General features: G+C 61.3%; 35 protein-coding genes and 1 tRNA gene. 21 read left to right on the forward strand and 15 right to left on the reverse strand.

Annotated elements, in window-relative coordinates; translation table 11 throughout:
- Positions 1–37: 37 nt before the first annotated feature.
- The 8 genes from VOM14_RS05925 to VOM14_RS05960 form a co-directional block, all read right to left on the reverse strand.
- Positions 38–1,234: a pyridoxal phosphate-dependent aminotransferase gene (locus VOM14_RS05925; protein ID WP_327627805.1), complete on the reverse strand. Its 1,197-nt coding sequence runs from the start codon at positions 1,232–1,234 to the stop codon at positions 38–40.
- Between the two features lie 152 nt (positions 1,235–1,386).
- A complete protein-coding gene (gene nusB / locus VOM14_RS05930) occupies positions 1,387–1,821 on the reverse strand; it encodes a transcription antitermination factor NusB (protein WP_327627806.1) in 435 nt (144 codons plus the stop codon).
- Positions 1,818–2,321, reverse strand: coding sequence for a 6,7-dimethyl-8-ribityllumazine synthase (gene ribH, locus VOM14_RS05935; RefSeq protein WP_027801498.1), 504 nt, complete (start codon positions 2,319–2,321; stop codon positions 1,818–1,820). The genes nusB and ribH overlap by 4 nt, the downstream gene beginning before the upstream one ends.
- Before the next feature lie 49 nt (positions 2,322–2,370).
- Positions 2,371–3,507, reverse strand: coding sequence for a bifunctional 3,4-dihydroxy-2-butanone-4-phosphate synthase/GTP cyclohydrolase II (ribBA, locus tag VOM14_RS05940; RefSeq protein WP_327627807.1), 1,137 nt, complete (start codon positions 3,505–3,507; stop codon positions 2,371–2,373).
- A 229-nt stretch (positions 3,508–3,736) separates the two neighbouring features.
- Positions 3,737–4,351, reverse strand: coding sequence for a riboflavin synthase (locus tag VOM14_RS05945; protein WP_327627808.1), 615 nt, complete (start codon positions 4,349–4,351; stop codon positions 3,737–3,739).
- A 15-nt stretch (positions 4,352–4,366) separates the two neighbouring features.
- A complete protein-coding gene (ribD, locus tag VOM14_RS05950) occupies positions 4,367–5,524 on the reverse strand; it encodes a bifunctional diaminohydroxyphosphoribosylaminopyrimidine deaminase/5-amino-6-(5-phosphoribosylamino)uracil reductase RibD (protein WP_327627809.1) in 1,158 nt (385 codons plus the stop codon).
- A gap of 6 nt (positions 5,525–5,530) precedes the next feature.
- Positions 5,531–6,814: a glutamate-1-semialdehyde 2,1-aminomutase gene (gene hemL / locus VOM14_RS05955; RefSeq protein WP_327627810.1), complete on the reverse strand. Its 1,284-nt coding sequence runs from the start codon at positions 6,812–6,814 to the stop codon at positions 5,531–5,533.
- A 175-nt stretch (positions 6,815–6,989) separates the two neighbouring features.
- Positions 6,990–7,556, reverse strand: a complete 567-nt coding sequence (locus VOM14_RS05960; protein WP_327627811.1) for a hypothetical protein — start codon at positions 7,554–7,556, stop codon at positions 6,990–6,992.
- A gap of 240 nt (positions 7,557–7,796) precedes the next feature.
- Between VOM14_RS05960 and VOM14_RS05965 the strand changes: the two genes are divergently transcribed.
- The 17 genes from VOM14_RS05965 (at position 7,797) to VOM14_RS06045 (ending at position 18,928) form a co-directional block, all read left to right on the forward strand.
- Positions 7,797–9,017 (forward strand): Bcr/CflA family multidrug efflux MFS transporter, encoded by a 1,221-nt coding sequence (locus VOM14_RS05965; RefSeq protein WP_327627812.1) that lies wholly within the window; start codon positions 7,797–7,799, stop codon positions 9,015–9,017.
- Between the two features lie 177 nt (positions 9,018–9,194).
- Positions 9,195–9,425 (forward strand): hypothetical protein, encoded by a 231-nt coding sequence (locus VOM14_RS05970; RefSeq protein ID WP_327628112.1) that lies wholly within the window; start codon positions 9,195–9,197, stop codon positions 9,423–9,425.
- Between the two features lie 258 nt (positions 9,426–9,683).
- Entirely contained in the window at positions 9,684–10,916 is a 1,233-nt protein-coding gene (locus VOM14_RS05975) for a tyrosine-type recombinase/integrase (RefSeq protein ID WP_327627813.1), read from the forward strand.
- 91 nt (positions 10,917–11,007) lie between these two features.
- The gene (locus VOM14_RS05980) at positions 11,008–11,667 is read left to right on the forward strand and encodes a hypothetical protein (RefSeq protein WP_327627814.1); all 660 of its coding nucleotides are present in this window, start codon (positions 11,008–11,010) and stop codon (positions 11,665–11,667) included.
- 101 nt (positions 11,668–11,768) lie between these two features.
- Positions 11,769–11,972: a helix-turn-helix transcriptional regulator gene (locus VOM14_RS05985; protein WP_327627815.1), complete on the forward strand. Its 204-nt coding sequence runs from the start codon at positions 11,769–11,771 to the stop codon at positions 11,970–11,972.
- 12 nt (positions 11,973–11,984) lie between these two features.
- Complete coding sequence (locus VOM14_RS05990; protein ID WP_327627816.1) at positions 11,985–12,317, forward strand: helix-turn-helix domain-containing protein; 333 nt, start codon at positions 11,985–11,987, stop codon at positions 12,315–12,317.
- A gap of 3 nt (positions 12,318–12,320) precedes the next feature.
- Positions 12,321–12,740, forward strand: a complete 420-nt coding sequence (locus tag VOM14_RS05995) for a hypothetical protein (RefSeq protein WP_327627817.1) — start codon at positions 12,321–12,323, stop codon at positions 12,738–12,740.
- Positions 12,741–12,897: 157 nt separating this feature from the next.
- Positions 12,898–13,275 carry a hypothetical protein gene (locus VOM14_RS06000; protein WP_327627818.1) on the forward strand — a complete coding sequence of 126 codons (378 nt, stop codon included), beginning with the start codon at positions 12,898–12,900 and terminating at the stop codon, positions 13,273–13,275.
- The gene (locus VOM14_RS06005; protein WP_327627819.1) at positions 13,272–13,415 is read left to right on the forward strand and encodes a hypothetical protein; all 144 of its coding nucleotides are present in this window, start codon (positions 13,272–13,274) and stop codon (positions 13,413–13,415) included. The genes VOM14_RS06000 and VOM14_RS06005 overlap by 4 nt, the downstream gene beginning before the upstream one ends.
- A 1-nt stretch (position 13,416) precedes the next feature.
- Positions 13,417–14,265 (forward strand): hypothetical protein, encoded by an 849-nt coding sequence (locus VOM14_RS06010; protein ID WP_327627820.1) that lies wholly within the window; start codon positions 13,417–13,419, stop codon positions 14,263–14,265.
- Between the two features lie 292 nt (positions 14,266–14,557).
- Positions 14,558–14,749 carry a hypothetical protein gene (locus VOM14_RS06015; protein WP_327627821.1) on the forward strand — a complete coding sequence of 64 codons (192 nt, stop codon included), beginning with the start codon at positions 14,558–14,560 and terminating at the stop codon, positions 14,747–14,749.
- Entirely contained in the window at positions 14,746–15,729 is a 984-nt protein-coding gene (locus tag VOM14_RS06020) for a phage protein (RefSeq protein WP_327627822.1), read from the forward strand. The genes VOM14_RS06015 and VOM14_RS06020 overlap by 4 nt, the downstream gene beginning before the upstream one ends.
- A gap of 246 nt (positions 15,730–15,975) precedes the next feature.
- The gene (locus VOM14_RS06025; RefSeq protein WP_327627823.1) at positions 15,976–16,287 is read left to right on the forward strand and encodes a helix-turn-helix transcriptional regulator; all 312 of its coding nucleotides are present in this window, start codon (positions 15,976–15,978) and stop codon (positions 16,285–16,287) included.
- Complete coding sequence (locus tag VOM14_RS06030) at positions 16,277–17,200, forward strand: gp53-like domain-containing protein (RefSeq protein WP_327627824.1); 924 nt, start codon at positions 16,277–16,279, stop codon at positions 17,198–17,200. The genes VOM14_RS06025 and VOM14_RS06030 overlap by 11 nt, the downstream gene beginning before the upstream one ends.
- Positions 17,148–17,771: a DUF4376 domain-containing protein gene (locus tag VOM14_RS06035; protein ID WP_327627825.1), complete on the forward strand. Its 624-nt coding sequence runs from the start codon at positions 17,148–17,150 to the stop codon at positions 17,769–17,771. The genes VOM14_RS06030 and VOM14_RS06035 overlap by 53 nt, the downstream gene beginning before the upstream one ends.
- A gap of 120 nt (positions 17,772–17,891) precedes the next feature.
- On the forward strand, positions 17,892–18,479 hold the full coding sequence (locus tag VOM14_RS06040; protein WP_327627826.1) for a Panacea domain-containing protein: 588 nt from the start codon (positions 17,892–17,894) through the stop codon (positions 18,477–18,479).
- Entirely contained in the window at positions 18,476–18,928 is a 453-nt protein-coding gene (locus VOM14_RS06045) for a hypothetical protein (RefSeq protein ID WP_327627827.1), read from the forward strand. The genes VOM14_RS06040 and VOM14_RS06045 overlap by 4 nt, the downstream gene beginning before the upstream one ends.
- A 105-nt stretch (positions 18,929–19,033) precedes the next feature.
- Here the strand turns inward: VOM14_RS06045 and VOM14_RS06050 are convergent, their stop codons facing one another.
- Positions 19,034–19,549: a hypothetical protein gene (locus VOM14_RS06050; RefSeq protein WP_327627828.1), complete on the reverse strand. Its 516-nt coding sequence runs from the start codon at positions 19,547–19,549 to the stop codon at positions 19,034–19,036.
- Positions 19,536–19,775 (reverse strand): Arc family DNA-binding protein, encoded by a 240-nt coding sequence (locus tag VOM14_RS06055; RefSeq protein WP_327627829.1) that lies wholly within the window; start codon positions 19,773–19,775, stop codon positions 19,536–19,538. Before VOM14_RS06055 ends, VOM14_RS06050 begins: the two co-directional genes overlap by 14 nt.
- A gap of 99 nt (positions 19,776–19,874) precedes the next feature.
- Here VOM14_RS06055 and VOM14_RS06060 point away from each other — a divergent pair, with 99 nt between their 5' ends.
- From VOM14_RS06060 to VOM14_RS06075, 4 genes are read left to right on the forward strand one after another with little or no spacing between them, the layout of a single operon-like run.
- Entirely contained in the window at positions 19,875–20,078 is a 204-nt protein-coding gene (locus tag VOM14_RS06060; protein WP_327627830.1) for an Arc family DNA-binding protein, read from the forward strand.
- A 34-nt stretch (positions 20,079–20,112) separates the two neighbouring features.
- A complete protein-coding gene (locus tag VOM14_RS06065) occupies positions 20,113–20,295 on the forward strand; it encodes a hypothetical protein (protein WP_327628131.1) in 183 nt (60 codons plus the stop codon).
- Positions 20,288–20,878, forward strand: coding sequence for a LexA family protein (locus tag VOM14_RS06070; protein ID WP_327627831.1), 591 nt, complete (start codon positions 20,288–20,290; stop codon positions 20,876–20,878). The genes VOM14_RS06065 and VOM14_RS06070 overlap by 8 nt, the downstream gene beginning before the upstream one ends.
- Positions 20,871–21,146, forward strand: coding sequence for a hypothetical protein (locus tag VOM14_RS06075; RefSeq protein ID WP_327627832.1), 276 nt, complete (start codon positions 20,871–20,873; stop codon positions 21,144–21,146). Before VOM14_RS06070 ends, VOM14_RS06075 begins: the two co-directional genes overlap by 8 nt.
- A 322-nt stretch (positions 21,147–21,468) precedes the next feature.
- Here the strand turns inward: VOM14_RS06075 and VOM14_RS06080 are convergent, their stop codons facing one another.
- The 5 genes from VOM14_RS06080 to rph all read right to left on the reverse strand — a co-directional run bounded on the left by VOM14_RS06080 (position 21,469) and on the right by rph (position 24,900).
- Positions 21,469–22,005: a zinc-ribbon domain-containing protein gene (locus tag VOM14_RS06080; protein WP_327627833.1), complete on the reverse strand. Its 537-nt coding sequence runs from the start codon at positions 22,003–22,005 to the stop codon at positions 21,469–21,471.
- Positions 22,006–22,148: 143 nt separating this feature from the next.
- Positions 22,149–22,238, reverse strand: a tRNA-Ser gene (locus VOM14_RS06085).
- A 55-nt stretch (positions 22,239–22,293) separates the two neighbouring features.
- Positions 22,294–23,523 (reverse strand): radical SAM family heme chaperone HemW, encoded by a 1,230-nt coding sequence (hemW, locus tag VOM14_RS06090; RefSeq protein ID WP_327627834.1) that lies wholly within the window; start codon positions 23,521–23,523, stop codon positions 22,294–22,296.
- Positions 23,520–24,167 (reverse strand): RdgB/HAM1 family non-canonical purine NTP pyrophosphatase, encoded by a 648-nt coding sequence (gene rdgB, locus VOM14_RS06095; RefSeq protein ID WP_327627835.1) that lies wholly within the window; start codon positions 24,165–24,167, stop codon positions 23,520–23,522. The genes hemW and rdgB overlap by 4 nt, the downstream gene beginning before the upstream one ends.
- Entirely contained in the window at positions 24,160–24,900 is a 741-nt protein-coding gene (gene rph, locus VOM14_RS06100; RefSeq protein ID WP_327627836.1) for a ribonuclease PH, read from the reverse strand. The genes rdgB and rph overlap by 8 nt, the downstream gene beginning before the upstream one ends.

A 24,900-nucleotide genomic window follows, 5' to 3' on the forward strand; every position in this document is an offset into this window, starting at 1 on the left:
TATGCGTCGCATGTCGACGCAACGGCCGAGTGTCCGGCTAGTGTCGCCCGAAAAGCCGGCCAAGTCGCTCGACGGCTTCTTCGAGCTTCGGATAGGCGGTTGCGTATGACAGCCGGATATATTCCTTCGGCGCGTGGGTGCCGAAGTCCATGCCCGGGACGAGCACGACGCCCGCGTCATGCAGCATGGCCTTCGTCAGGGCCGCGCTGTCGCCGGCGGCCGGATGAGCGACCGTGCGGCAGTCCGCGTAGACATAGAAGGCGCCGTCCGGCATGACCGGCACGCCGAAGCCGAGCGATTCCAGCGCTGGCGCAATGAAGTCGCGGCGGCGCTTGAATTCCAGGCGGCGCGCTTCGTATGTCGCGATGGTTTCCGGCTCGAAGCAGGCGAGCGCGGCATGTTGCGCGAGCGCCGACGCGCAGATGAACAGGTTCTGCGCCAGCTTCTCGAATGCGCCGACCATGCCGGGCGGCACCACGAGCCAGCCGAGCCGCCAACCGGTCATGTTGAAGTACTTCGAGAAACTGTTGACGGTGATCACGTCCTCGCCGTACGACAGCGCCGACACGGGGTTCGCGTCGTAGCTCAAACCCTGGTAGATTTCGTCGACGATGGTGAAGCCGCCGCGCGCGCGTACCGCCTTGACAATGCGCTCGAGTTCTGCTGGCTCGATCGACGTGCCGGTCGGATTGGACGGCGACGCGAGGAGCACGCCACGGGTGCGCTCGTTCCACAGCCGTTCGACGTCGGCGGCGGTCAACTGGAAACGTTCGGCGGGGCCGCTTGGCACCATCACCGGCTTGCCCTCGGCGGCGATCACGAAATGGCGATTGCACGGGTAGCACGGGTCGGGCATTAGTACTTCGTCGTCGCGATCGACCAATGCCGCGCAGGCGAGCAGTAACGCAGCGGAAGCGCCCGCGGTCACGACGATCCGCGCGGGATCGACAGTCACGCCGTAGACATCCGCGTAATGCACCGAAATCGCTTCGCGCAGCGCGTGCAGGCCGAGCGCGCTGGTGTATTGCGTGACGCCGCGACGCAGCGCGTTGGCCGCAGCCTCGATCACCGGTTCGGGCGCGGTGAAATCGGGTTCGCCGATTCCCATGTGAATGATGTCGCGCCCGTTGCGCTCAAGGACAGCCGCCTCCTTCGCAAGCTCCATCACATAGAAAGGCTGAATGGAGTCGACGCGCGCGGCAAGCCGCACAAGAGGTTCGGTCACGGAGTTCATACGATCAGATCCAGTTCAAACGCACATGCAAAACTTAAGCAGGACGGCGCCTTGCGCGTAGTCACGCGCTGCACGATGTCTTTGAAACGGTCCATCCGGCTGCGGCGGGCGTTCCATACTGACACACACAACGACCCGCCGCCTGCCCGCCGCTAGCGCTTGCGAGCCGCTTCCGTTTCCGCGACGCGCAATTGCGCCGCCAGCTTGTCCAGCACGCCGTTCACGTACTTATAGCCGTCGGCGCCGCCAAACGTCTTGGCGAGTTCGACGGCTTCGTTGATTACCACGCGATACGGAATATCGACGTGATTCTTCAGTTCGAACGCGGCCACCAGCAGCACCGCGCGTTCGACCGGCGAAAGCTGCTCGATCGGACGGTCCAGACACGGCGCGATGTCGGCGGACAGCGCCTCCGAATCGCGGATCACGCCGTGCAGAATGGCGTCCAGATGTTCGTGGTCCGCTTTGTCGAAGCCCTGCGCGCCGCGCAATTGCGCGTCGATCTCACCGCCGGGCGAACCCGACAGCAGCCACTGATAAAGCCCCTGCGTGGCCAGTTCGCGGGAGCGTCGGCGTGCGCTCTTCATGCCTCTTCCTCTTCTTCGTCTTCTTCGTCGTCGCCGCCGAGTTGTTCGAGCGCGACCGCGAGGTTCGCCATTTCGACAGCGACGCGCGCCGCGTCACGACCCTTTTCGGTCATGCGGGCGACCGCCTGCTCGTCGTTTTCCGTGGTCAGCACGGCATTCGCAACGGGGATGCCGAAGTCGAGGCCGATACGCGTGATGCCCGCGCCGCTTTCGTTCGAGACCAGCTCGAAGTGATACGTCTCGCCGCGAATGACCGCGCCGAGCGCGATCAGCGCGTCGAATTGCGCGCTTTCGGCGAGCTTTTGCAGCGCCAGCGGAATTTCCAGCGCGCCCGGCACCGTGACGAGCAGCACGTCTTCGCCCGTGACGCCGAGGCGTTCCAGTTCTTCGATGCAGGAGTCTGCGAGGCCGTTGCAGACCGGTTCGTTAAAGCGTGCCTGGACGATGCCGATGCGCAGTCCGTCGCCGTCTAGGTTTGGTTGGTATTGTCCGATTTCCATGTGAATTCCGTAGTGTGTTGGGTGGGCGCGAGGCGCGTGAATGGTCGGATCAGCCTTGCTGTGGAGCTTGCGCGGTGCTGCCCGGCATGGGGATGAAGCCCGTGACTTCGAGCCCGTAGCCCGACATGCTGCCAAGCTTGCGCGGGTTCGACAGCACCTGCATCTTGCCGACGCCAAGCTCGCGCAGGATCTGCGCGCCGATGCCGTACGTCTTGAAGTCGACTGGCCGGCGCTTGAGCGCGTCTGCTTTTTCCTTCGAGTCGAATGCCTTGAAGACGTCGACCAGATGGTCTTTCGAATCGCCGCAATTGAGCAGAACGATCACGCCAAGTTCACGCGACGCGATTTCTTTCATGGCGGCGTCGAGCGTCCACGAATGAGTGGATTCGCCGACTTCGAGCAGATCCAGCACCGAGAGCGGCTCATGCACGCGCACCGGCGTTTCCTGGTCGGGGCTCGGGGTGCCGCGCACCAGCGCGATGTGCGGCTGACCGCTCGGCTGGTCGAGGTACATGACCGCCCGGAACGCGCCGTGCGCCGTTTGCATGGTGCGCTCGCTAATGCGCTCGACGATGGATTCCGTGCGGCTGCGATAGTGGATCAGGTCGGCGATCGTGCCGATTTTCAGATCGTGCTCTTTTGCGAACTCCATCAGGTCCGGCAGGCGCGCCATGGTGCCGTCGTCCTTGATGACTTCGCAGATCACCGCGGCCGGCGTGAGCCCTGCCAGCGCGGTGAAGTCGCAGCCCGCTTCCGTGTGGCCGGCGCGCACCAGCACGCCGCCCGGCTGGGCCATGATTGGAAACACGTGGCCCGGCTGCACGATGTGCTCGGCCTTCGCGTCCGGTGCGACCGCGGCAGCGATCGTGCGGGCGCGGTCGGCGGCGGAAATGCCGGTGGTCACGCCTTCCGCCGCCTCGATGCTGACGGTGAACGCGGTTCCATACTGGGTGCCGTTGCGATACGTCATGAGCGGCAGGTTCAGCAGCTTGCAGCGCTCTTGCGTCAGCGTCAGGCAGATCAGGCCGCGGCCGTAGCGAGCCATGAAGTTGATCGCTTCCGGCGTGACGAATTCGGCGGCGATCACGAGATCGCCCTCGTTTTCGCGGTCTTCTTCGTCGACGAGAATCACCATCCGGCCGGCTTTGAGTTCGGCAATGATCTCTGGAGTGGAGGCGAGCGTCATGTTGGCGAGATTTTCGGGAAAGCGCGTATTTTACGCCACGCGCGGTGCCAAGTCGCCTCCGCCGGATGGCATATGCCGTTTGGCCGACTGGCGATGAGCCATCCGCGGTTGCTATGCTCGGGAAAACGATAGACGCATGAACCGGCCGAAATCGGCAAGGCGCCGCCGGGAGCCCATGCGTGGCCGTTGTTGGCAGCTTGTTGCCGGGTTGCTGCCGCGATATTGCCGGTTACTTCGGCGCGTTGAGCATCCGCTCCACGTAGCGCGCAATCAGATCGATTTCCAGATTCACCGGCGTGCCTTCACGCAGATGCTTGAGCGCGGTCACTTCGACTGTGTGCGGAATGAGATTGATCGAGAACTCGCAACCATCGTCGCGATCTTTAACCGAGTTGACGGTCAGACTCACGCCGTTGACAGTGATGGAACCCTTGTACGCCAGATAGCGGCCGATCTCGCGCGGCGCCAGCACGCGCAGTTCGTGCGATTCGCCGACCGGCGCGAAATGCGTGACCTGGCCTAAGCCGTCCACATGGCCGGAGACGATATGGCCGCCCAGCCGGTCGTGCGCGCGCAGCGCCTTCTCGAGGTTGACTTCGCCCACGTCGCCGAGGCCCGCCGTGCAATTCAGGCTTTCGCGCGACACGTCCACTTCGAAGGAGTGGTCGGTTTTCGCGACCACGGTCATGCAGGCGCCTTGAATGGTGATGCTGTCGCCGAGTTGTACGTCGGCGAGATCGAGGCCGCCGGCTTGCACGTTCAGGCGCACGCCCGCGTCGCCGTTCGTGCCGAGGGGCTTGACCGACTCGATGCGGCCCACTGCCGCGACGATTCCTGTGAACATCGTGCTAATCCTTGATCAAAACGAAACGGGTTGGGACGTGCTGTCGGTTCCGGGCGCGGCGGCGCCGGGCGGCAGCAGCCGCGCGAGAATCCGCAAATCTTCGCCGATCCGCTCGACGTTGTGAAAAATCAGCTTGACGCGGCCTTCGAGGGTGTCGGGCGCGCCGAGACTGAACATGCTCATCGAGTCCATGCCGAGCAGACTCGGCGCGAGATAAACCAGCAGTTCGTCCACGCAGCCTTCGCGGAGCAGGGAGCCATTCAGCTTGTAGCCCGCCTCGATATGCAGTTCGTTCACCTGGCGCTCGCCGAGCACTTTCAGCATGGCCGGCAGATCTACCTTGCCGGCTGCGTTCGCCATCTCGACGATTTCAGCGCCGCGATCGCGCAGCGCCTGTGCGCGCTCGGCATGCCGTTGATCCAGATTGCCGCAGAAAATCAGCGTGGGTGCGCCGGCCAGAATCTGCGCCTGCGGCGGCACGTCCAACTGGCTGTCGATCAACACGCGTTGCGGCTGGCGCGGCGTGTCGACGGCGCGTACGGTCATGCGTGGATCGTCCTCCCTGACCGTGCCGATGCCCGTCAGAATTGCCGATGCACGGGCGCGCCACGCATGGCCGTCGGCGCGCGCCGCTTCGCCGGTGATCCACTGGCTGACGCCGGAGGGCAGGCCGGTGCGGCCGTCGAGCGAGGCGGCCACTTTCATGCGAACCCACGGGCGGCCGCGCGTCATGCGCGACACGAAACCGATGTTCAGTTCATGCGCCTCGCTGGCGAGCAGGCCGCAGCGCACCTCGATGCCGGCGTCGCGCAACATGGCGAGACCGCGTCCGGACACCTGCGGATTCGGGTCTTCCATCGCGGCCACCACGCGCGCGACCTGCGCGTCGATCAGCGCGCTCGCGCACGGTGGCGTGCGGCCGAAGTGACTGCATGGTTCGAGCGTCACGTAAGCGGTGGCGCCGCGCAGATCATGACCGCGCGAACGCGCGTCTTTCATCGCGCGAATTTCGGCGTGGTCCTGGCCGGCGGGTTGCGTGAAGCCTTCGCCGATCACCTCGCCGTTCTTGACGAGCACGCAGCCCACACGCGGATTCGGGTCGGTCGTGTACATGCCGCCCTTCGCCAGGGCGAGCGCGCGGTCCATATGAACGAAGTCGGTTTGCGAAAACATCGGTGCTTAGGCGAGGAGCGACGCGAACGCGCCACGCGCGGCTTCGATCGTCGCGTCGACGATCGCGTCGTCGTGAGCAATCGAAACGAAACCCGCCTCGTACGCCGACGGCGCGAAGTAGACGCCCGCGTCGAGCATCTTGTGGAAGAACGCGTTAAAGCGCGGCACGTCGCTCTTCGTGACTTCGGCGAAGCTCGTCGGAACCGCATTCGTGAAGTACAGGCCGAACATGCCGCCGAGCGAATCGGCCGAGAACGGCACGTTGGCTTCGCGAGCGGCATTGGCGAGACCTTGCGCGAGACGGCGGGTGCGCGCGGCGAGCGTGTCGTAGAAACCCGGCGCCTGGATGAGTTGCAGCGTCTTCAGACCCGCGGCGACCGCGATCGGATTGCCCGACAATGTGCCCGCCTGGTAGACGCCGCCAAGCGGCGCAAGGTGGGCCATGATGTCGCGCCGTCCGCCGAAAGCCGCCGCCGGCATGCCGCCGCCGATCACCTTGCCGAGACACGTCAGATCGGGCGTGATGCCGTAGACCTCTTGCGCGCCGCCGAGCGCGACGCGAAAGCCGCACATCACTTCGTCGAAGATCAGCACCGAGCCATATTCGGTACACAGGCGCCGCAAGGCTTGCAGGAAGTCGGGCGTGGCGCGCACCAGATTCATGTTGCCCGCAACCGGCTCGACGATCACCGAGGCGATCTCGTTGCCGAACGCCTTGAACGCTTCTTCGAGTGCGGCGACGTTGTTGTACTCCAGCACTGTGGTGTGCTTCGCGATGTCGACCGGCACGCCCGCCGAGGTCGGATTGCCGAATGTCAGCAGGCCCGAGCCGGCCTTCACGAGCAGGCTGTCCGCATGGCCGTGATAGCAGCCTTCGAACTTGACGATGCGGCTGCGATTCGTGAAGCCGCGCGCGAGACGCAGCGCGCTCATGGTCGCTTCCGTGCCGCTCGACACCATGCGCACCTGTTCGATCGACGGCACGAGCTTGCAGATTTCCTCGGCGATTTCGATTTCCGACTCGGTCGGCGCGCCGAACGAAAAGCCGTTGCCCAGCACACGCTGCACGGCTTCCAGCACTTCCGGGTGCACATGGCCGAGGATCATGGGTCCCCATGAGCCGATGTAGTCGGTATAGCGCTGGCCGTCGGCGTCCCAGAAATACGGGCCTTGCGCGCGTTCGATGAAGCGCGGCGTGCCGCCGACCGAACGGAATGCACGAACGGGCGAATTCACGCCGCCGGGAATGGTGCGTTGTGCGCGGTCGAAGAGGGTCTGGTTGTTGGACATGGCGATGACTGGAAGTGGGTTGCAGAGCGGCGCGGGCTGTCCTTCGGGTTGCCTTTCGGGTTGCCTTTCGGGTTGCCTTTCGGGCGGTTCGCGCGGCGCTTGAACAGGTGATGGAAATTGTACCGGAGTCGGTGTGAACGGGTTTCGCGCGCGGGCAGCCTGGTCGAACGCGGGCTCAGCGTTGCGGCGCCCGTTTTCGTGCCGACGTCCTTGCAGGCGGGCTGTTCGCGGATGCCGCCGCCGCATGCGCCGTGGCTTTGCCGGAGCGCGCCGGGCCCGGCGGCGCGTCGAATCGGAGCGGCTTGCGTTTGCCCGTGAGTTCGGCCCAGCGTTTTTCAAGCGCGCCTTCGGCAACCGGCTTGATCACCGTGCCTGAACTTTGCGCGTCCCACGTCTGCACGGAAAAGGGATGCACACGCAATGCGTCGCGCGGAATCACCACGGCGTCATGTGCATCGACAAGCCAGTCGTACACGAAGTCGATGCACAGGCGGTAGCCGCGTTTCGTCGCCGGGTCGGGGACTTCGTAGGGTGCGCGCGTCACATAGCCCGAGCCGAAAATGCCCTTCGGCTCCATGGCGACCCGATGCAGAAACACGCGATCGCCGGGCAGAATGCCGCGCGCGAAACCGCAGCCCCAGACATCGGCGACCGCGACGCCCGTGGCAACGCGTTTCGCCACGTCGGGCAGCTCGGGCCACGGCCATTTCTTGGGGCTCCAGATCAGCAGGAAGGCAGTCATCGCAGCTTTGCACGGGAAGAATGGAGAAGGGCGCCGCAACCTATTGGCGCGACGCTCGATCGCTCACGCGGCAGCTTAACCGATCGCCGGCGCGCTTGCCGCAGGCCTCGAGCCGTCATAGGCCGCGCCTGCCTGGCGCCGCGAACGCGTGAGCCGTCGCGTACAATCGAGGCGCTCATTTGCGGTTTTCATCTCGCCGCGCGCCGCTTGCATCAAGGCGCGCGCATCACCTGGATTCCCATGTCTCACGTCAACGGACGCCGGCCAGATGGCCGGCTGATTCTGTTGCTCGGTGCGCTTGCCGCATGCGGGCCGATTTCCATCGACATGTATTTGCCGAGCTTGCCGACGATCGCGCAGGCGTTTGCGATCAGCACTGCCGCAGCGCAAACCACGCTCACCAGTTTCATGTTCGGCTTTTCGATCGGCATGTTGCTTTATGGACCGCTTTCCGATACCTATGGCCGCCGGCCGGTGCTGCTCGGCGGCATCATCATGTATGCACTCGCGAGCGTCGCGTGCGCGCTGTCGTTTTCGATTGGCGCGCTCGTCACGTGCCGTTTCGTGCAGGCGCTCGGCGCGGGCGCGGCCTCCGTGCTCGCGCGCGCCATTGCGCGCGACGCGCACGGCCCGACCGACGCTGCGCGCGTGCTGTCGATGCTCGCCATCGTCACGTCGATCGGGCCATTGCTCGCGCCGCTGATCGGCGGGCAGTTGCTGCTGCTCGGCGGCTGGCGAGTTGTCTTCGTCGCGCTGACGCTGTTCGGCACGGTGTGCGCGATCACCGCGTTTCTCAAGGTGCCGGAAACCTGGCCGCGCGAGAAGCGGGCGCATTCGGCGCTGCTGCAATCGTTCGCCGCCTATGGCCGATTGCTGCGCGATCCGGTCGCGTGGGGGCACATGCTGTGCGGCGGCATGGCGTTCGCGTCGATGTTCGCGTACATCACCGCGACGCCGTTTGTCTACATTCAGTACTTTCACGTGTCGGCGCAACACTATGGGTTTCTGTTCGCGCTGAACATCGTCGGCATCATGTTCGGCAACTTCATGAATACGCGGCTCGTCGGGCAGCTCGGCTCCTTGCCGATCATTTCTTTTGCCGCGACCGTGAGCTGCATTGCGTCGCTGTTCGTGTGCCTTGTTTCGCTCATGGGATGGGGCGGCTTGTGGTCGATCGTGGCGGGCCTTTTCTTCGTCGTCGGCGTCGTGGGGCTGCTCTCGGCCAATTGCACGACCGACCTGATGCATCGCTATCCGGTGAATGCGGGCGCGGCGGCGGCTGTGTTCGGCGCAGTGCAGCTGGCGCTCGGCGCGCTGTCGAGTCTCGCGGTCGGACTGTGGCAGGACGGTTCGCCGAAAGGCATGGGCGTCGTGGTGGGCGTGGCGGGATCGCTGTGTTACGTCGGCCGGATTCTGGTCGTCAGATGGCATGGGACGAAGGCGCCAGTCGCGGCCGCCTGAAGACGACGCAAAAATGATGGCGTGAAAAGGCCGTGCCGCGATGCCCGCTGCCGTGCGCCTGCCGCGCGCGGTGAAAGCCCGCGCTTCTACCGGAAAACACCAGGTGTTGCGCGCACGCTACCTTGTGCGTTGATTTGCGTTGCTATGATGGGGGCACTGTTCCTCGGAGCGGCAATCATGGCGATCAGGGATTTGATGAACGGCGAACGGCAACACGCTGCTTTCGCCGAGGCGCAGAAGCTGGCCGACAGCGGCGCCTATCACGATTACACGGACATCGAATATGTCTTGCGCTTTGATTACGGTTTGACCGACGTATCGGCGTTGCTCGAGAGCCAGTTGATGCATCGAGACCTGAACCGGCGTTGCGCCGATGCGCGGGAGAGGCTTGAGGCGGTGAGTGTGTGAAGGCGCGAGGCGCCTTTGCATGGTCGGTTCGCGGTGATTCACCGGGATGGCCGCCAAAAACAAAAAACGGGCTCGCGGCCCGTATTTGTAGAGGTGTTCTGGCGGAGGCGGTGTCCGCCAAATTTAGATGTAGAGAGACAACGAGGGGGGATTGAAAGTCCTTACCCAGCGGCGCATTCACGATATTGATTGTCTCCCTTGACCTTCGGTGGCATCATTGAATCTCAATATCAATGGCGGGTACGAAGGCGGGTAAACATGCCGAAGGTCGCGAAAGAGCTGGGCGCTCTGGCGGTTTCGAAGTTGAGTGAGCCGGGCATGCATCCGGTCGGTAAGGTCGCCGGGTTGTATCTGCAGATCAGCGCCTCCAATGCCCGCTCTTGGATCTTGCGCGTTAAGGTGGGCGAGAGGCGTCGGGAAATAGGCCTCGGGCCGTACCCGTCCGTTTCACTCAAGGACGCCCAGATGAAGGCGCAAGCCGAGCGCGATAAGATTAGCGCTGGCGTCGATCCGATCCTGCAACGTCGGGAGGCGGCGAGCAGGCTTAAAGCGAGCCAGGCGCTGGAGATCACGTTTCAGGACGCCGCCAAACGCTTCATGGATGCCAAGTCGTCCGAGTGGAAGAATCCGAAGCACGGTGATCAGTGGCGCAATACTCTGCGTGAGTACGCGTACCCGTTCATAGGGCGCTTGTACGTTCGGCACATTCAGCAAGAGCACGTGATGCAGGTCTTGGAGCCAATCTGGCTAACCAAGAACGAGACAGCATCGAGACTCCGCGGAAGGATCGAGGCAATTCTCAATTGGGCGAAGGTGAAGGGCTATCGCACGGGCGAAAATCCGGCCTCGTGGCGAGGAAACCTCGAAAACCTGCTTTCCCGCCCTTCCAAGGTCCAGAAGGTCCGCAATCACCCGGCGCTCGCTTTGTCGGCGATGCACGACTTTATGGTTGCGCTGCGAGGTATCGAAGCTAATGGCGCTCGCTGTCTGGAGTTCGCGATCCTGACGGCGGCTCGATCGGGCGAGGTCCGCGGCGCCAGATTCGGTGAGATGGATTGGCAAAACTCCGTCTGGAAGGTCCCGGCCGACCGCATGAAAGCGAAGAAAGAACATCGGGTGCCGCTCTCGAGCGCCGCCGTGTCTTTGCTCAAAGCCATGCCACGAGTGAAGGACCAAGACCTGATTTTCCCAAGTCCGCGCGGCAAGACCATGAGCGACATGACCTTGCTAATGATCGTTCGTCGAATGGGTCTCGACGCCGTACCGCACGGTTTCCGCAGCACATTCCGAGATTGGGCCGGCGAAATGACCGCTTACCCGCGCGAGTTGGCAGAAGTCGCGTTAGCGCACGTTAAAGGCGATGCGACTGAGGCAGCATACTGGCGTAGCGACGTACTCGAGAAGCGGCGCCGCATGATGGACGACTGGGCTTCGTTTATTTCGCGGCCGTTTCCAAGCGGCAACGTGATATCTATGCAACGTACCGCTTAAACCGATCAAACCGCGCCTAGGCTGATCCCCGAAAGCCGGCTCCCTCGCCGGTTGGCGCGGTCCCTAATGAGGGCTATTGCGTGAGGGCGCAATGACTACAGATATCTCTTCGCAGATAGAAGCGGCGTTCCGAAAATTACACATTGGCCCCGACGCAGAATCGCAACTTCCTGTGATGGTTCACGCGCTATCTCTGATACCTAAAGGCGAGAGTGGCATTGCGCCGCCGGAGTTTCGTTTGAAAGGACGCGAGGCCGTGCGCAAAGACCTTCAGGAGATCGCAGCTCTTGCTGACAAGCTCGCGGGCGCGCTCGACGTCCTTTGCGAGCCGGCAATCATCGCTTTGGCCGATGGCGGCCTATTGCAGATGCAGCATCGCGAGGTCGCGGTTGTTTTGGGGCCGAACGGCGAACGCATCACCGATGCCAAAACCTATGATTTACAGGCAGTCTTGCGCAAAGTGTCTGCGATAGCCGCGAGCGCAAATCTTTCGGACGTTCCGGAGGTGCAAGGACGCGGCAGGCCAAGAAATAACTTGGCTACAGGCGTAGCCGACATCTTGGCTCACGACTACTGGACGTTGACCGGAAAAACCCCGGCGGTGGCGACCGATCCATTTTCCGGGGAGCGTGTCGGGTCGTTCTTTGAGCTTGTCGAAGACGTGTTTCAGGCACTTCGCATTGAAGCCAGCCCTGCGGCCTACGCTCGGGAAGCCGAGATATCGTTTAAGGAGAGAATTGCGCAGAAATAGCGCTTTAAGCTCCTTTAGATTAAAGACAGCACAAAATCCAAACTGCTGACAACCAAGACTGATTGTCTTGGGAAACAACCTGATACGAACAGGAGTTTCGAATGTCAGCAGAAGCACAAGGGCGCGCCCTGCGCCCCTCGAAGGCCGCCGAACACCTCGGCATTGGCGTCTCCACCTTCTGGCGCTACGCCAAAACCATCCCCGACTTCCCTAGGCCGGTCAAGCTGTCGCCTCGCTGCACGATCTTTTTCGAATCGCAGTTGAACGACTGGCTTGCATCGCGCGCAGCCGCCTATAGGTCATAAGGAGGCGCGCGCATGACCACCAACGCAAATGAAAAGGGCCGCAGCTCCGGCAAGAGCGCGACCCAGAAGACCACCGCGGTCAATCATAGAGACATGTCGGCCGCCGCGCAATGCAGGCGCGTGCTTGAATACCTGAAGGCCGATGGCCAGACGACCTACAGCCTGCGCGCCAAAGGCATCAGCCACCCCGCGCAGCGCGTCAAAGAGCTTATCAAGCTTGGCTATCGCATCTACTCGAATCGCGTCACTGCGATCGATAGCGACGGCTTCAGCCATGCAAACGTCGCCCGCTACAGCCTGATTGATCGCGAATTCGATCTCGTCGACATGATGGAGGCCGCGTGATGTATGGCCAAATCGAAGCGACACAGCACGTCGAGCCGCGATGCCGGAGGGTTTGTGCCGGTACCGTGGATGGTGCTGGACAGTCCCGCATATCTCGGCCTCTCGCATCCCGCCAAAGCGCTACTCATGGAAATTGCACGGCAGTTTCACGGGGACGACAACGGGCGGATGATCGTCACCATAGCGCACCTCAAGCCGCGGGGCTGGACGTCCTACGACACGATACAGCGGGCGAAGCAGGAACTGCTGGAAGCTGGCCTCATTTACGAGACGGTGAAGGGTCGTCGGCCGAACCGTGCGAGCTGGTATGCGCTCACATGGCTCAGCCTGGACAAGCTCGACGGGTACGACCAAGGAGCGCCAGCCGGCTTTGTGCGAAGCGCCTATCTGAAAACACAGCCCTTACACCGACAGGCGGTGTAGACAGCCTCTCCATTGCACCGGGAGACGGTGTAGAGGCCATCTCTCTTACACCGGGAGACGGTGCAATCAGGCCTGTTTTCTGGCTTCTCTCTACACCGCCAGACGGTGACCCTCTAGATATGCCATCTGATGGGGATGTTTCGAAGAGGGGTGGGCAATGAGCGAACTCCAGAACAACGCCAGCATGTGGGCGGCGATTGAGGGAACGCTTCGCAACGACCCGCATCAACGCAGTCCGCTGCAAAGAACGCTGCGGGCAAAACTGATCGCGCTCGACGCAAGAGGAAACCAGATCAGCGTGAAGCTCGTCACGCGAGCACGCAGCGCCAGCTATGCGGACGTCCTGACGCTTCGGCACGGCGATCGCGTGCGCATCATCGGGTCAATGGCGTTTTCGCCCAATCCGATCGTCGGTGAGCTACCTCAGATCGTAATCGACGTAGACAGTGCCGTGCGGCTGGAAGGCGCCGAACGCACCAAGCACTCATTTTTCGAGCGCCTTACCGAATCACTTAAATTTTGGAGTACGCAATGAAATCCTACTGGCAAATCCGCGACGTGGACGGCCGCATCCTGGCGGATCACCTGGCGTGGTCGATGGTTTCGGACGTGTTGGCGACGTTTCAGCATCACAACATTCAAGTAACGCTGCACCAGATGCAGGCGGAGGTCTGATATGCAAGAACCGGCAATTTTCCGGATTGTCGACGCAGCCGGCGTCGTGCACCACAGTCGTGTGACCTCGGCGCAGTGCGACGCTTTCATGTCGATCATGCTGGGCGGCGGCCAATTTCCCGGCCTTCGCAGCGAACGCATGGATGCCACACCGCCTGCCAACGCGGACGCCATGACGCCCGCCATTGCGGCTGCATTCGCGGCAGAGCAGGCGGTTTCTAAAGCGCTGTCGACGATCGAGCCCGGCGGGGAACGTGAGGTTCTTCGGGAGGCGATCGAAGCGCATCGCAAGGCATCTGACTGCCTTGCGCACGCCGGCCAGGCTGTGGAGCGGGCGAGGGCGTTTGTCGACGCTCGTCAGCTTGAGCTCGACGTCCTGACGGCTGCGCGCGATAACGAGATCGAGGCGAGCGGCGCGAACTTGGCTGAAGCACTGAAGACGGGCGCCGCGGTCCTCGAGGCGGAGCGGTGCATCGATAGCCGCGCCGTGGCCAACGCTGAGATCCGCCGCGACACGGCACGGTCAGCGCTCGACCACCTGAAGACGGAGCAGCAAGCGGCCGAAGGCGCGCTGAGATCCGCGGAGACAGCGTTGCGCCTCGCTGTTCTGTTTGTGAAGCGCTCCGACGTCGATGCCATGACGAAGCGCCTTATTGACATCAAAGCCGAATACCAAGCCCTCGCGAGCGCGATCGATGCTGCACGGTATAGCGACGTGCCGGTAACGATAGAGGCTCAGAACGCGATGCACATCGAAATCCTATCGGTCGACGCCGCAGCCGCGGCGTGGCATCGATACAGCGCCGCGCTTCGCAACGATCCGAACGCCGTGAGGGAGGATTTCGCATGACCTTCACGACCGATTGCAAGCCATGCGGTTGCTCGCGACGTCCGAACGCGCCGAAGTGCGAGAAATGCACTCCGCGTCGGCGACGCACCGCTGATCGCGCCGCTAAGACGTCGTTGCACATCAACGTCGACGAGATCCCGACGATGATGCGCGCGCACTTGCGAACCAAGGGAAGGCGCTAGAGATGTCCAGGCGGATTAGTCGGCGAGTGCCGCCCCAGAAGAAAACCCCGACAGCCGGCGGGCGTCATGGAAACGCCGCGGCCGGCATCCCTTAACTTAGGAGAATCAGTTTGGACGAGCAACTGTGGAAGGTGGTCGACGCCGATGGAAAGATCCACGGCCCGATGAGTGCGGCCGATGCGAGTGCGCTGCATATTCAACTTTGGGCTGAGAATCCGGACGGCCCGATCATTAGGATGGTCGCGGAACTCGACGCGCCGCTTTCAGTGCCCCTGCTTTCGATCTTTGGGGAGCAACAATGACCGTCCCGAAAAGCGCGCTATGGGGCCGCAAAGCGACACTGGTAGTCTCGACGGGAACGATCGGGCTGGATCTCTCAGAACTCCGCTTCACGTTCAAGACGTCGAACTCGGATGCGCAGACGCCCAACACGCTGTATGTGCGGATCTACAACCTCTCGCCGCATACGGTGGCGAAAATCGGGACCTACGGAAGAGCCGAGTTCAGCACGATCACCCTTCAGGCCGGCTACGGAAATAGCTACGGAATAATCTTCAGCGGGACCATCAAGCAGACCGCCAAAGGTCGCGAGCGCAACGTCGACAATTATCTGGATGTGTGGGCTGCAGACGGCGATTCTTTCTACAATTTCTCAGCTATCAGTGTGTCGCTAGCAGCGGGACATACGCCCCAACAGGTCGTCAACGCGATCGTCAATACTCCCTCAATCAACGGCACGCCTCCCGTCAAATTCGCTCAGGATGTTGATGGGCTGATTGTCGGTGTTGGACCTGGTCTGAAGCGGAGCCTCTCAAGGGGGAAGGCTATCTTTGGCCTGCCTCGCGATTATTTGCGCGACTGGGCAGACAAGTATGGCTATCGGTGGTCGATCCAGAACGGCGAGTTCGTCGTTGTGCCCATCACCGGCTACCGCCCCGGCGAGGCAGTCGTGCTGTCGCCCGACACCGGTCTTGTTGGAGTGCCTGAGGCCTGCGATGGCGGAGTGAGGGCGCGGGCGTTGCTCAATCCGAAGATCCGCATTGGCTGCCTCGTCAGGATCGCACAGGGCGACATCAATCACATCACCCAGCAGCAGTTCGGACTGACCGCCCCGAACACATTGCCGAGCGCGACGCTTGCCACTGTCGCGGGCATGTATCGCGTAATGACGGCTGAATTTACCGGCGATACCAGGGGTAATGAGTGGTACGTCGATCTCATCTGCCTAGCTGTCGATGCGTCGGCACCCGACCAATCACAATCCGTGGCGGTGGCCGCCTGATATGCGGACCATCGTTCCGCCGCGTTGGTCCGCCGTCAAATGGACGGGTGCTCGCAATCGTCGCATACCCGCCAAAGAACCCGCCAAAATAAGGAGGTTATTCATGCGTTTTAGCTGGTTAAGCTCCTTTATCCATCTGGAATGCTGGTCAATATTATCGCTATCAAGCTGAGACTTTAGACCACTAGCGGCAGCAAACGCACAAAGAAACACTCAGCCCGCGAATAGCTGTTGCGTGAGCTAACAATGAGCAACCCACAAGCAGCGGGCATTGATGCGGCCGTGCTGAATTTTGATCTAATGCCTGACTCGGCCTACGTGTCAGTCGGCACATTGGCGGCGCTTCTTGACGTCTCCGATGTCACCATCCGCCGACGGATCGCTGACGGCGCCATTCCAGCGCCCGTCGGCATCTTGGGCCTGCAGCGCTACCAGGTAAGCATGGTGCGCGAAATTCTTTCTTGGCGCGACATGATGTCGTTCGACGACCCTAGCGGCGGATTCGATCGGCCCCTGACCGACGCGAACTATGGCAAGGAGGCTGGCGATGGCAACTAACGACTTCCTGCCATTTGCCTATGGCGGCGGCGCCAACGTCCTGACGCAAGCGCAGTATGTCGCGCTCACTTCGGTTCTGTCTGGCGGCTATCAGTCTGGCGTCGCCAACTCGGCGCAGATGAACAAGACATGGCGCCAAAGCTCCATCATGGCCGCCGTGCTCGCTCAGTTCGCCGCCGACTACTCGGGCAACAATTCGACCGATGACGGCACGACCGCGACGCTTGAAGCAAATCTCGTAGCGGCGATCCGCAGTGCGACGAAGACGGGCGTCATCCTTGCCGACACCGGCGCGGCCAACGCCTACACCGCAGTCAATGCGCCCCCACTCATCGCCGGAACCTGGGTCGATGGCGTGATCCAGCAAGTCAAGATCGCCCATGCCAACACAGGCGCGTCGACCTATGCTCCGGATGGACTGACCGCGATTCCGATCTATGGCCTCGGCCTTCAGCCGTTGCAAGGTGGCGAACTCGCGTTGAACGGTACGGCCGTGCTGATGCACGCGACCATCGCCAGCGTGAACAGCGGCAACCCGATCGCCGTGCTCACGGAGTGTGCGGGAGGAGCACAGCAAGTCGCCGCAGGCACTCAGACCTTGCATGCAGTGAACCTAGGCCAGTTCGGCTCGTCGCTCGCCACAGCAGGTTATCAAAAGCTCCCTAGCGGCCTGATTGTCCAGTGGGGCCCCACCGGCGCGTCTGGGTCCAGCGCGGTCACGGTGAACTTCCCGATCGCATTTCCGAACTCTCTTTACATGGTGTCGATCGGAAGTGTCTCGGCATCAGGCGCTGGCGTTTTCGCTACCCAGGATGGCGGAGCGACTTTGACCGGTTTCCCATATTCCACCTGGAACGCCGGTGGATCGCGAGCGACCGGTCTGGGCGCTTCCTACATTGCAATCGGTCGCTAAGGGGTTCGATATGGGTCAAAAATTTGCAGCATACGATACGACCGGCGCAATCACCGGCTTCTATGACGCCGAGGACAGTCCGGCGCCGGCCGGAGCAACGGTCATCGAGATCACTGATGCCCAGTGGCAGACGTGCATTACCAATCCCGGTTGGACCGTTTCCAACGGTGCGCTCAACGCGCCGGCAGCGCTGACGCCCGCTCAGTTACTCTCAGCGGCGCAGGCGAGCCAGTCCACGCTCATCGATGCCGCCTACTACGTCGCGATCCAGCAGAACGTCACATTCAAGACAGCAGCCGGCGTCACAAAGACATTCCAGGCGGACGCTGACAGCCAGACGCTAGTGATGCAGGCGACGCAGGGCTATCAGATCGCGGGCGCGACGCCGGCCGGCTTCTACTGGAAGGCGGCCGACAACACGCTGGTTCCCTTCACGCTCGCGGATCTGCAGGGCCTCTATACGACGATCCTCGCGCAAGGATGGGCGGCCTTCCAGAAGCGCACGACGCTGAAGGCGCAGATCGAAGCGGCGACGAATGTGGCGGCCGTGCAGGCCGTTGTTTGGGCCTGACGTTTGACTGATGCGGGCCGCCTTCGGGCGGCTACTGCACAGTAGGCGGCTGCGTGCTAAAATTGTGGAAAATCAGTGGGTTGCTGATCTTAGTTCGGCAATCGCTAGAAGGGGGATTTCATGCATGCGATAAATCGGAATCGGCTTATAAATGCGATTATCTATTTCGCGAAAAACACGGATGCCTGCGGGAAAATCAAGCTTTTCAAGCTTCTTTATCTCATGGATTTTGAGACGTTCCGCAGGACGGGGAAAAGCGTCACTGGCGCCGACTATCAAGCGTGGAAGTTTGGCCCGGTTCCTATCCAGTTAATGGAAGAATGGGAACAACTCGGAGAAGATTTGGCGCGGGTCGTCTATATCGAAGAAGAAAGAGTCATTGATTACGTCCGGCAAACGGTTAAGGTTAAGCATGGCGTCGAATTTGACCCTGACGAGTTTACGCCTCGTGAGTTGCGGATAATGCAGAAATTGGTTGAACAGTTCCACGGTACTCGCGCGCCCGCAATGATCGATGTCACCCACGCGCAGAACGGTGCGTGGGACAAGATCTGGCACGATGGCCAAGGAAGGTTCAAAGAAATTCCTTACGCCTTGTCGATCCCCGACGATGCGGAAAACAGGGCCGATATCCTCGCCATCGCTCAACAGGAAGAGATGTACCAAGTCGCTCTTCAGGAAACCCGAAAACAGAATGCTGTTCAATGACAAAAATTGCGCTGCAATGCGGTCAGATTTGGCGTGATGACTGCTATTACCTGAATCAAGAAACAAACGCCTGTGAGCGAAAATACGTTTTAATTCTGGCGGTTAATGAGAAGGGCGACGATGCCGTAACGGCCGTTTTTACCACCAAACCCAACGGCTTGACGGTTAGCCCCGCCTGTTCGCTTGGCGAGCCTCGGGCCGGTTATTTTGTAGGGATTCCGGGCGGCAGTCTGCCTCAAGAATCCTGGGTTGAGTTTAATAGCGTCAGGATTCTCGATTCATACGACTTGTCTCTGCACGTTAAAGCCGGACGCACGTCTTTGATTGGCCAGACTTTGCCAATCTCAACGCTGTGTTCGGTGCTGCGTTGTGCTTCGCAGTGCGAAGACATCTCGTTCCGGGCACTTCGCTATATCGGCGATGCAATAGCATCCTTGGGCTGCTCGTAGACAATGCAGCCTCTGGGCTGAGCCTGCTTCCGCCTTACCTACAATATCGGCGCAAGCGCTGCGCTGGTCTTCCTATCCGACCCGCCATTAACCCTCCAAATATTCCTACTTGGGAGCGTGGACGAAATGCTCAATCGCTTGAACGGCCAAGGGCCAATTCGCTAAGCCCGCGTCGACCAGTTTGAGCGTTAAATGCTTGATAGTCTCCCCGGGCAGCGATTTAAGCTGATCGAGCAGTCGGCTCTTTTCCGGTTGCGGAAGATCGGATTCCACTATCCGCTGGCCGATCAGTTCTTTCAGCGTGTCCTCATGGAGTTTGACGGTCACCATACCCAGGATTGCCGACAGACCACCATCGTCCGCAAGAAAGTCCATGCCACGAGCTGTGATCTTCGGATTGTTCGACATGTCAAACTGAAGGCCGGCGTCGAGTTCCGACGACACTAATCCGTGTTCGTGCAGGTAGGCAAGGTTCGCCTGATACCTCGCCACAGCGTTGGGGTCCATGTCCGTTACTCGGCTTCGCCAGTTCACCCGATCTGGGTAGCTGGCCGCCAGTTCTTCTAACAATTTCCGTTGATAGGCCCGGTCTAATTTCATCTGGTCATCAGCGCTTTGCACGCTTTTTTTCCCGCTCATCTAACACCTGGCCGACCTTTTCAGCGAACAGGTCGAGCGCGTGTTCGCTAACTCGTCCAGCTCGACCAACATGGTCGCTAAAGCTTTCCTGGAGGCGAGAGACAACCTCAGCATTCAATGACCGATTGTTTGCTGCTGCCGCCTCGGTAAGCCGATCCTTGAGATCAGGCGGGAGCCGAAGCTTCATCTGTGGATCTTCGCGTGTCATAAGCCGAATGATGGTGGATCACCGTGGTCTTGACAATAGGACCACGGTGGTCTATCTTTCAGTTGACGGACCACGGTGGTCCATTTAATGGAGGTGTAAATGAGTACGGCCGCACAGCTTCCGCAGATGAAGCTTCGATTGCCGGAGACGCTGAAAGACTGGCTGACCTCTCAGGCAGAGGTCAATCGTAGAAGCGTCAACGCTGAAGTGGTGTTCCGGCTAGAAAAGAGTTCGTTGGCAGGCGTCGATTTGGACGCTGAAAAAGGAAACGCCCCGCTGGCGGGAACCGGCGAGGCGTTGTGAACTGAAGAAGTCCCCTCTGGAAAGGAGCATCAACATGCGCGAGCATAACATGAGCACAACCCCTAGCAATCGTGGACATGCGCTGATCGATGAGATCACGCGCGAAGCCATTCGCCGTGCAGCTATGGCACCGACATACATGGCGGCGCTCGACATCACTGGCGCGGCCCTCATCGAAGTCGCGATGATCGCGAAGATGGAGGTCGGACATGTTTAAGAGTACTCAGCCTGCGAGGTTTCTTCGGGTTACCTCGGACAGCATGTACAACGCGGCCCATCCACGCGATTCGTTCATGGTGGGTGACACCGTTGCTGTGAACTCGGATCGCGTCCCGGAGGATGGCGATTTTGTGATCGTCGCCTCAGATGGTTTTCAATCGCTGATGAAACTCACCATTCGCCGCGGCGTTCGATATTTTGAATACACATCTCCGGATCGCTCCGGGTTTGAGCTTACAGACAACGACGTCTCAGTCATCGGCGTCGTGTCTGCAAGGCATCGTCCGTTTTGCGTTGATCTCGTCGGACCGCTCAAGTGGCTTGGCGACGATATCGGCATGAATAACGATCACCCGATTTTCATCAACCTCAGTGACCAGAGCGGACGTTCGCGGATGGTTTCATTGAGGGAGGCGTTGCTGGCCGCCGATCGCATCGACGAATACGGTCTCAATCGCATAACCACAGCGCTTTCTTTTTTCGCAGAGCACGGTTATTTGCGGCCTATGGATCTTGACGCGTGGAACGAATTCAAAAGCGACCAAGCTTTTTGCAAATCCGAGGAGGTTTGCCATGCATAACGATGCTCGTCACTTCGCTCAAGCCGCATCATACGCGGCGAAGATCGTCCAGGCGAATATGCACCCGCGGCACATTGTTGGTGAGTGGATCACCTTCGAGACGACGGAGCAAGCTGTTGTTGGCGACGACATTTTCGTCGCATTCGACGACGGCACGACCATTACTTGGCATCTTGACGCCATCTCTGACGCGGAGTTGACGGTTATCCGTCGCTGCCGTAACAGTTGTCGATTCAACAACGGTTATTGTTTTGACGACGGGTGCTGATCTGGCAACCAGAAAGGCGCCAATCCCGCATCCGAGCGCCGTGACAGAGTCTGTCGCCGCTCTGTGACAGAGGTTGTCACCAAGGACGCAAGCGCTTGTCCCACAGGACAGCTACGGGACATCCATGGGACAGCAGTGCTCCAAGCAATGCTCCGAGCATGGTCGCACCAAAGGTAGGCTTCGGTGATGGCTTGATATCACCTCGATATCGCAGCGGTAACGCTTCGGTAACGGTGAAGCAACGGCTTGGCTAGTCCCGAATCGGGACGGGTGTCCGGAATCGGGACGTGCAACGCGCGGGGACGCGATGCAACGATCACTGCTAGCCCGGCAGTCGGCCTTCACGGACCCGGACGTCGAGGACCGTCTTGTTATCGGCGGCCATGTCGCATTCATAGGTGACGGGCGTATAGGCGCCGAATCCATTCTGGAATTCTGCCTTGTCGCCGATATAGGTGATCTCGCCGGGTGCTTGGTTGGCCCAGCGAAACCGGCTGAACTTCAATTCGAACGTCCCGTCAGTCCAGCGTACGCTGTGGCTGGCCATGCGCTCGACATGATCTTTGCAGTACACGCTGGCGCCCACGATGCCCTTGTCGCCAAGGCACTGCAGATCATCCTCTTTGCATTCCTCGGTTTTCGGAGCGTGCGCGCTGTTTCCGCTGGACTTGTCGTCCGAATGACCACCCGACAGCGCGCCGATCACGGCGAACACCGCTACGATGCCGAATATCACTGGCAGGCAGCCGGTCTTGCCCTTCGGCTTCGCTAGCTTCAGCGGAGGAGCACCACACTTCACGCACGCTGCGGCCTTATCGCTTATCTCCGTGCCGCACTCCCGGCACTTTATTAGAGCCATGCTCTTCCCCGTCTGGCCTTAGTTGTTACTTCTAGGGCGTAACTGTACTTGGTATCAGCCGCGAAAGGCGATTTTGGTTTTGGCGGGTTCTTTGGCGGGTAGAAATGAAAAACGGGCCAACAGGCCCGTATTAATTGGATGTCTGGCGGAGGCGGTGAGATTCGAACTCACGGAAGGATCACTCCTTCGCCGGTTTTCAAGACCGGTGCCTTAAACCGCTCGGCCACACCTCCAAGCCGCAAATTGTAACCTGAAAAACATTCGCTGCGGCGCACTCCCGGTCTGCAATCAATGCGGATCTTTCAGAAACAGCGCCTGCAGATCATTCAGGAACGCTTGCCCAAGCGGCGTCGGCGCAATCTTCTCATGGTCGCGCGTGATCAGCTTGCGGCGTTCGGCTTCCTGCAAAGCCGGCTCGATCGACGTCAGCGAAAGACCCGTGCGTTCGATGAACCGGTGCACCGGAAACCCTTCCACCAGCCGCAGCGCGTTCAGCATGAATTCGAACGGCAGGTCGCGCGCGCCCACTTCGTTTTCTTCCTGCACCGCCGAGCCGGTCTTCGCCTGCTCGATGAACGTGGCCGGATGTTTGTAGCGCGCCTGACGCAACACGCGGTTCGGAAACGACAGCTTCGTATGCGCGCCCGCGCCAATGCCGAGGTAGTCGCCAAAGCGCCAGTAATTCAGATTGTGCCTGCTCTGCCGATGCGGCTTCGCATACGCCGACACCTCATAGCGCTCATATCCCGCGGCGGCCGTGCGCTCGTGAATCCAGTCATGCATGTCGGCGGACGCATCGTCGTCCGGCAGCGCGGGCGGAAACTTTGCAAACAGCGTGTTCGGTTCGAGCGTCAGGTGATACAGCGAAAGATGTGGCGGCGCGAACGACAACGCCGTCTCCACGTCCGCCTGGCACTCGGCGAGCGTCTGCCGCGGCAGCGCAAACATCAGGTCCAGGTTGAAATTGTCGAACGTGCTGGCGGCCACTTCGACGGCATGGCGCGCTTGCGTCGAATCGTGGATCCGGCCGAGCGCCTTCAGATGCGCTTCGTTGAAACTCTGGATGCCCACCGAGAGCCGGTTCACGCCGCTTGCGCGAAATTGCGCGAACTTGGCGGCCTCGAAGGTGCCGGGATTGGCTTCGAGCGTGATTTCCGCGTCGGCGTCGAGCGGCAGCAGCGCGCGCACGTCCGACAGCATGCGGTCGAGCCCCGCTGCCGAAAGCAGACTCGGCGTGCCTCCGCCAATAAACACCGTATGCACCTGCCGTCCCCAGACGAGCGGCAGCGCCATCTCGAGATCGGCGCGCAACGCGTCGAGATAGTCGTTCTCGGGAAACGTGTCGCCTTTCCATTCATGCGAGTTGAAGTCGCAATACGGACACTTGCGCACGCACCACGGAAAATGCACATACAACGAAAGCGGCGGCAGCGACGTGAGGCGGATGCTGCCCGGCGACGTGAACGCCTTGATGACGCCGTTGCCGATATCGGCGGGTGTCGGCTTGATCGGAATCACGCATCCTCCGTCAGACGCGCAAGCAGCTGGCGCAATGCAATCGCGCGATGGCTGCTGGCGTTTTTCACCGCCGGTTCGAGTTCCGCGGCGCTCGCGTTCAGCGACGGCAGGAAGAAGTACGGGTCGTAGCCGAAGCCGTGCGAGCCGCGCGGCGTGTCGAGCATCTCGCCGTGCCAGCGGCCTTCGGCGATCAGCGGCTCGGGGTCGTCCGCGTGACGCACGAGCGCGAGCACGCAGTAGTAGTACGCCCGGCGATCGGTCTCGCCTTGCAATGCGCCGACCAGCCGCGCGTTGTTCGCGGCGTCGCTTTTCTCGCCGCCGGCGAGCTGGGCGTAACGCGCCGAATAAACGCCCGGCGCGCCTCGCAGCGCGCGCACGCAGAGACCGGAGTCGTCGGCGAGGGCGGGCAGGCCCGTGAGCTTCGCCGCATGACGCGCCTTCGTGAGCGCATTCTCAACGAACGTGGGATGCGGCTCCTCCGCTTCCGGCACGCCAAGCTCGCCCTGCGCGATCAGCTCGATGCCCGCCGCGCCGAGCAGCGCCGCGAACTCGCGCAGCTTGCCCGCGTTGTTCGACGCGAGCACCACTTTGTTCAACGGCGACGCCGATCGAGGCGCGCCATTGCCTTCACGAACTTCATTCACCTCGATGCTCCAATGCTTCTTTCTGCTTCGCAAATAGCGTGGCGATGCCGTCGCTCGCGAGGTCAATCAGCGCGTTCATCTCGTCGCGCGAGAAGGGCACGCCCTCGGCGGTGCCCTGAATTTCGACGAAGCCGCCCGCGCCCGTCATCACGACATTCATGTCGGTGTCGCATTGCGAGTCTTCGTCGTAATCGAGATCGAGCACCGGCACGCCGTCGTACACGCCCACCGAAATGGCCGCGACGAAATCGGTGATCGGCGTGGTTTCGATGCGGCCCGCGGCCAGCAGTTTGCTCACCGCGTCATGCGCGGCGACGAAGGCGCCCGTGATGCTCGCCGTGCGGGTGCCGCCGTCGGCCTGGATCACGTCGCAGTCAATATGCAGCGTGCGCGCGCCGAGCTTTTCGAGGTCGAACACCGAGCGCAGCGCGCGGCCGATCAGACGCTGGATTTCCTGCGTGCGCCCGGTCTGCTTGCCGCGCGCGGCCTCGCGGTCGCTGCGCGTATGCGTGGCGCGCGGCAGCATGCCGTATTCCGCCGTGAGCCAGCCTTGGCCGCGATCGCGCAGAAACGACGGCACGGTTTCGGCGATGCTCGCCGTGCAGATCACTTTCGTGTCGCCGAATTCGACCAGCACCGAGCCCTCCGCGTGCTTCGTGTAGTGGCGCGTGATGCGCACGTCGCGCAGCCGATTGGCCGGGCGGCCGCTGGGGCGTTGAGTGGTGTCGGTCAT

Source organism: Paraburkholderia sp. MPAMCS5, assembly GCF_036016995.1.
GTDB lineage: Bacteria > Pseudomonadota > Gammaproteobacteria > Burkholderiales > Burkholderiaceae > Paraburkholderia.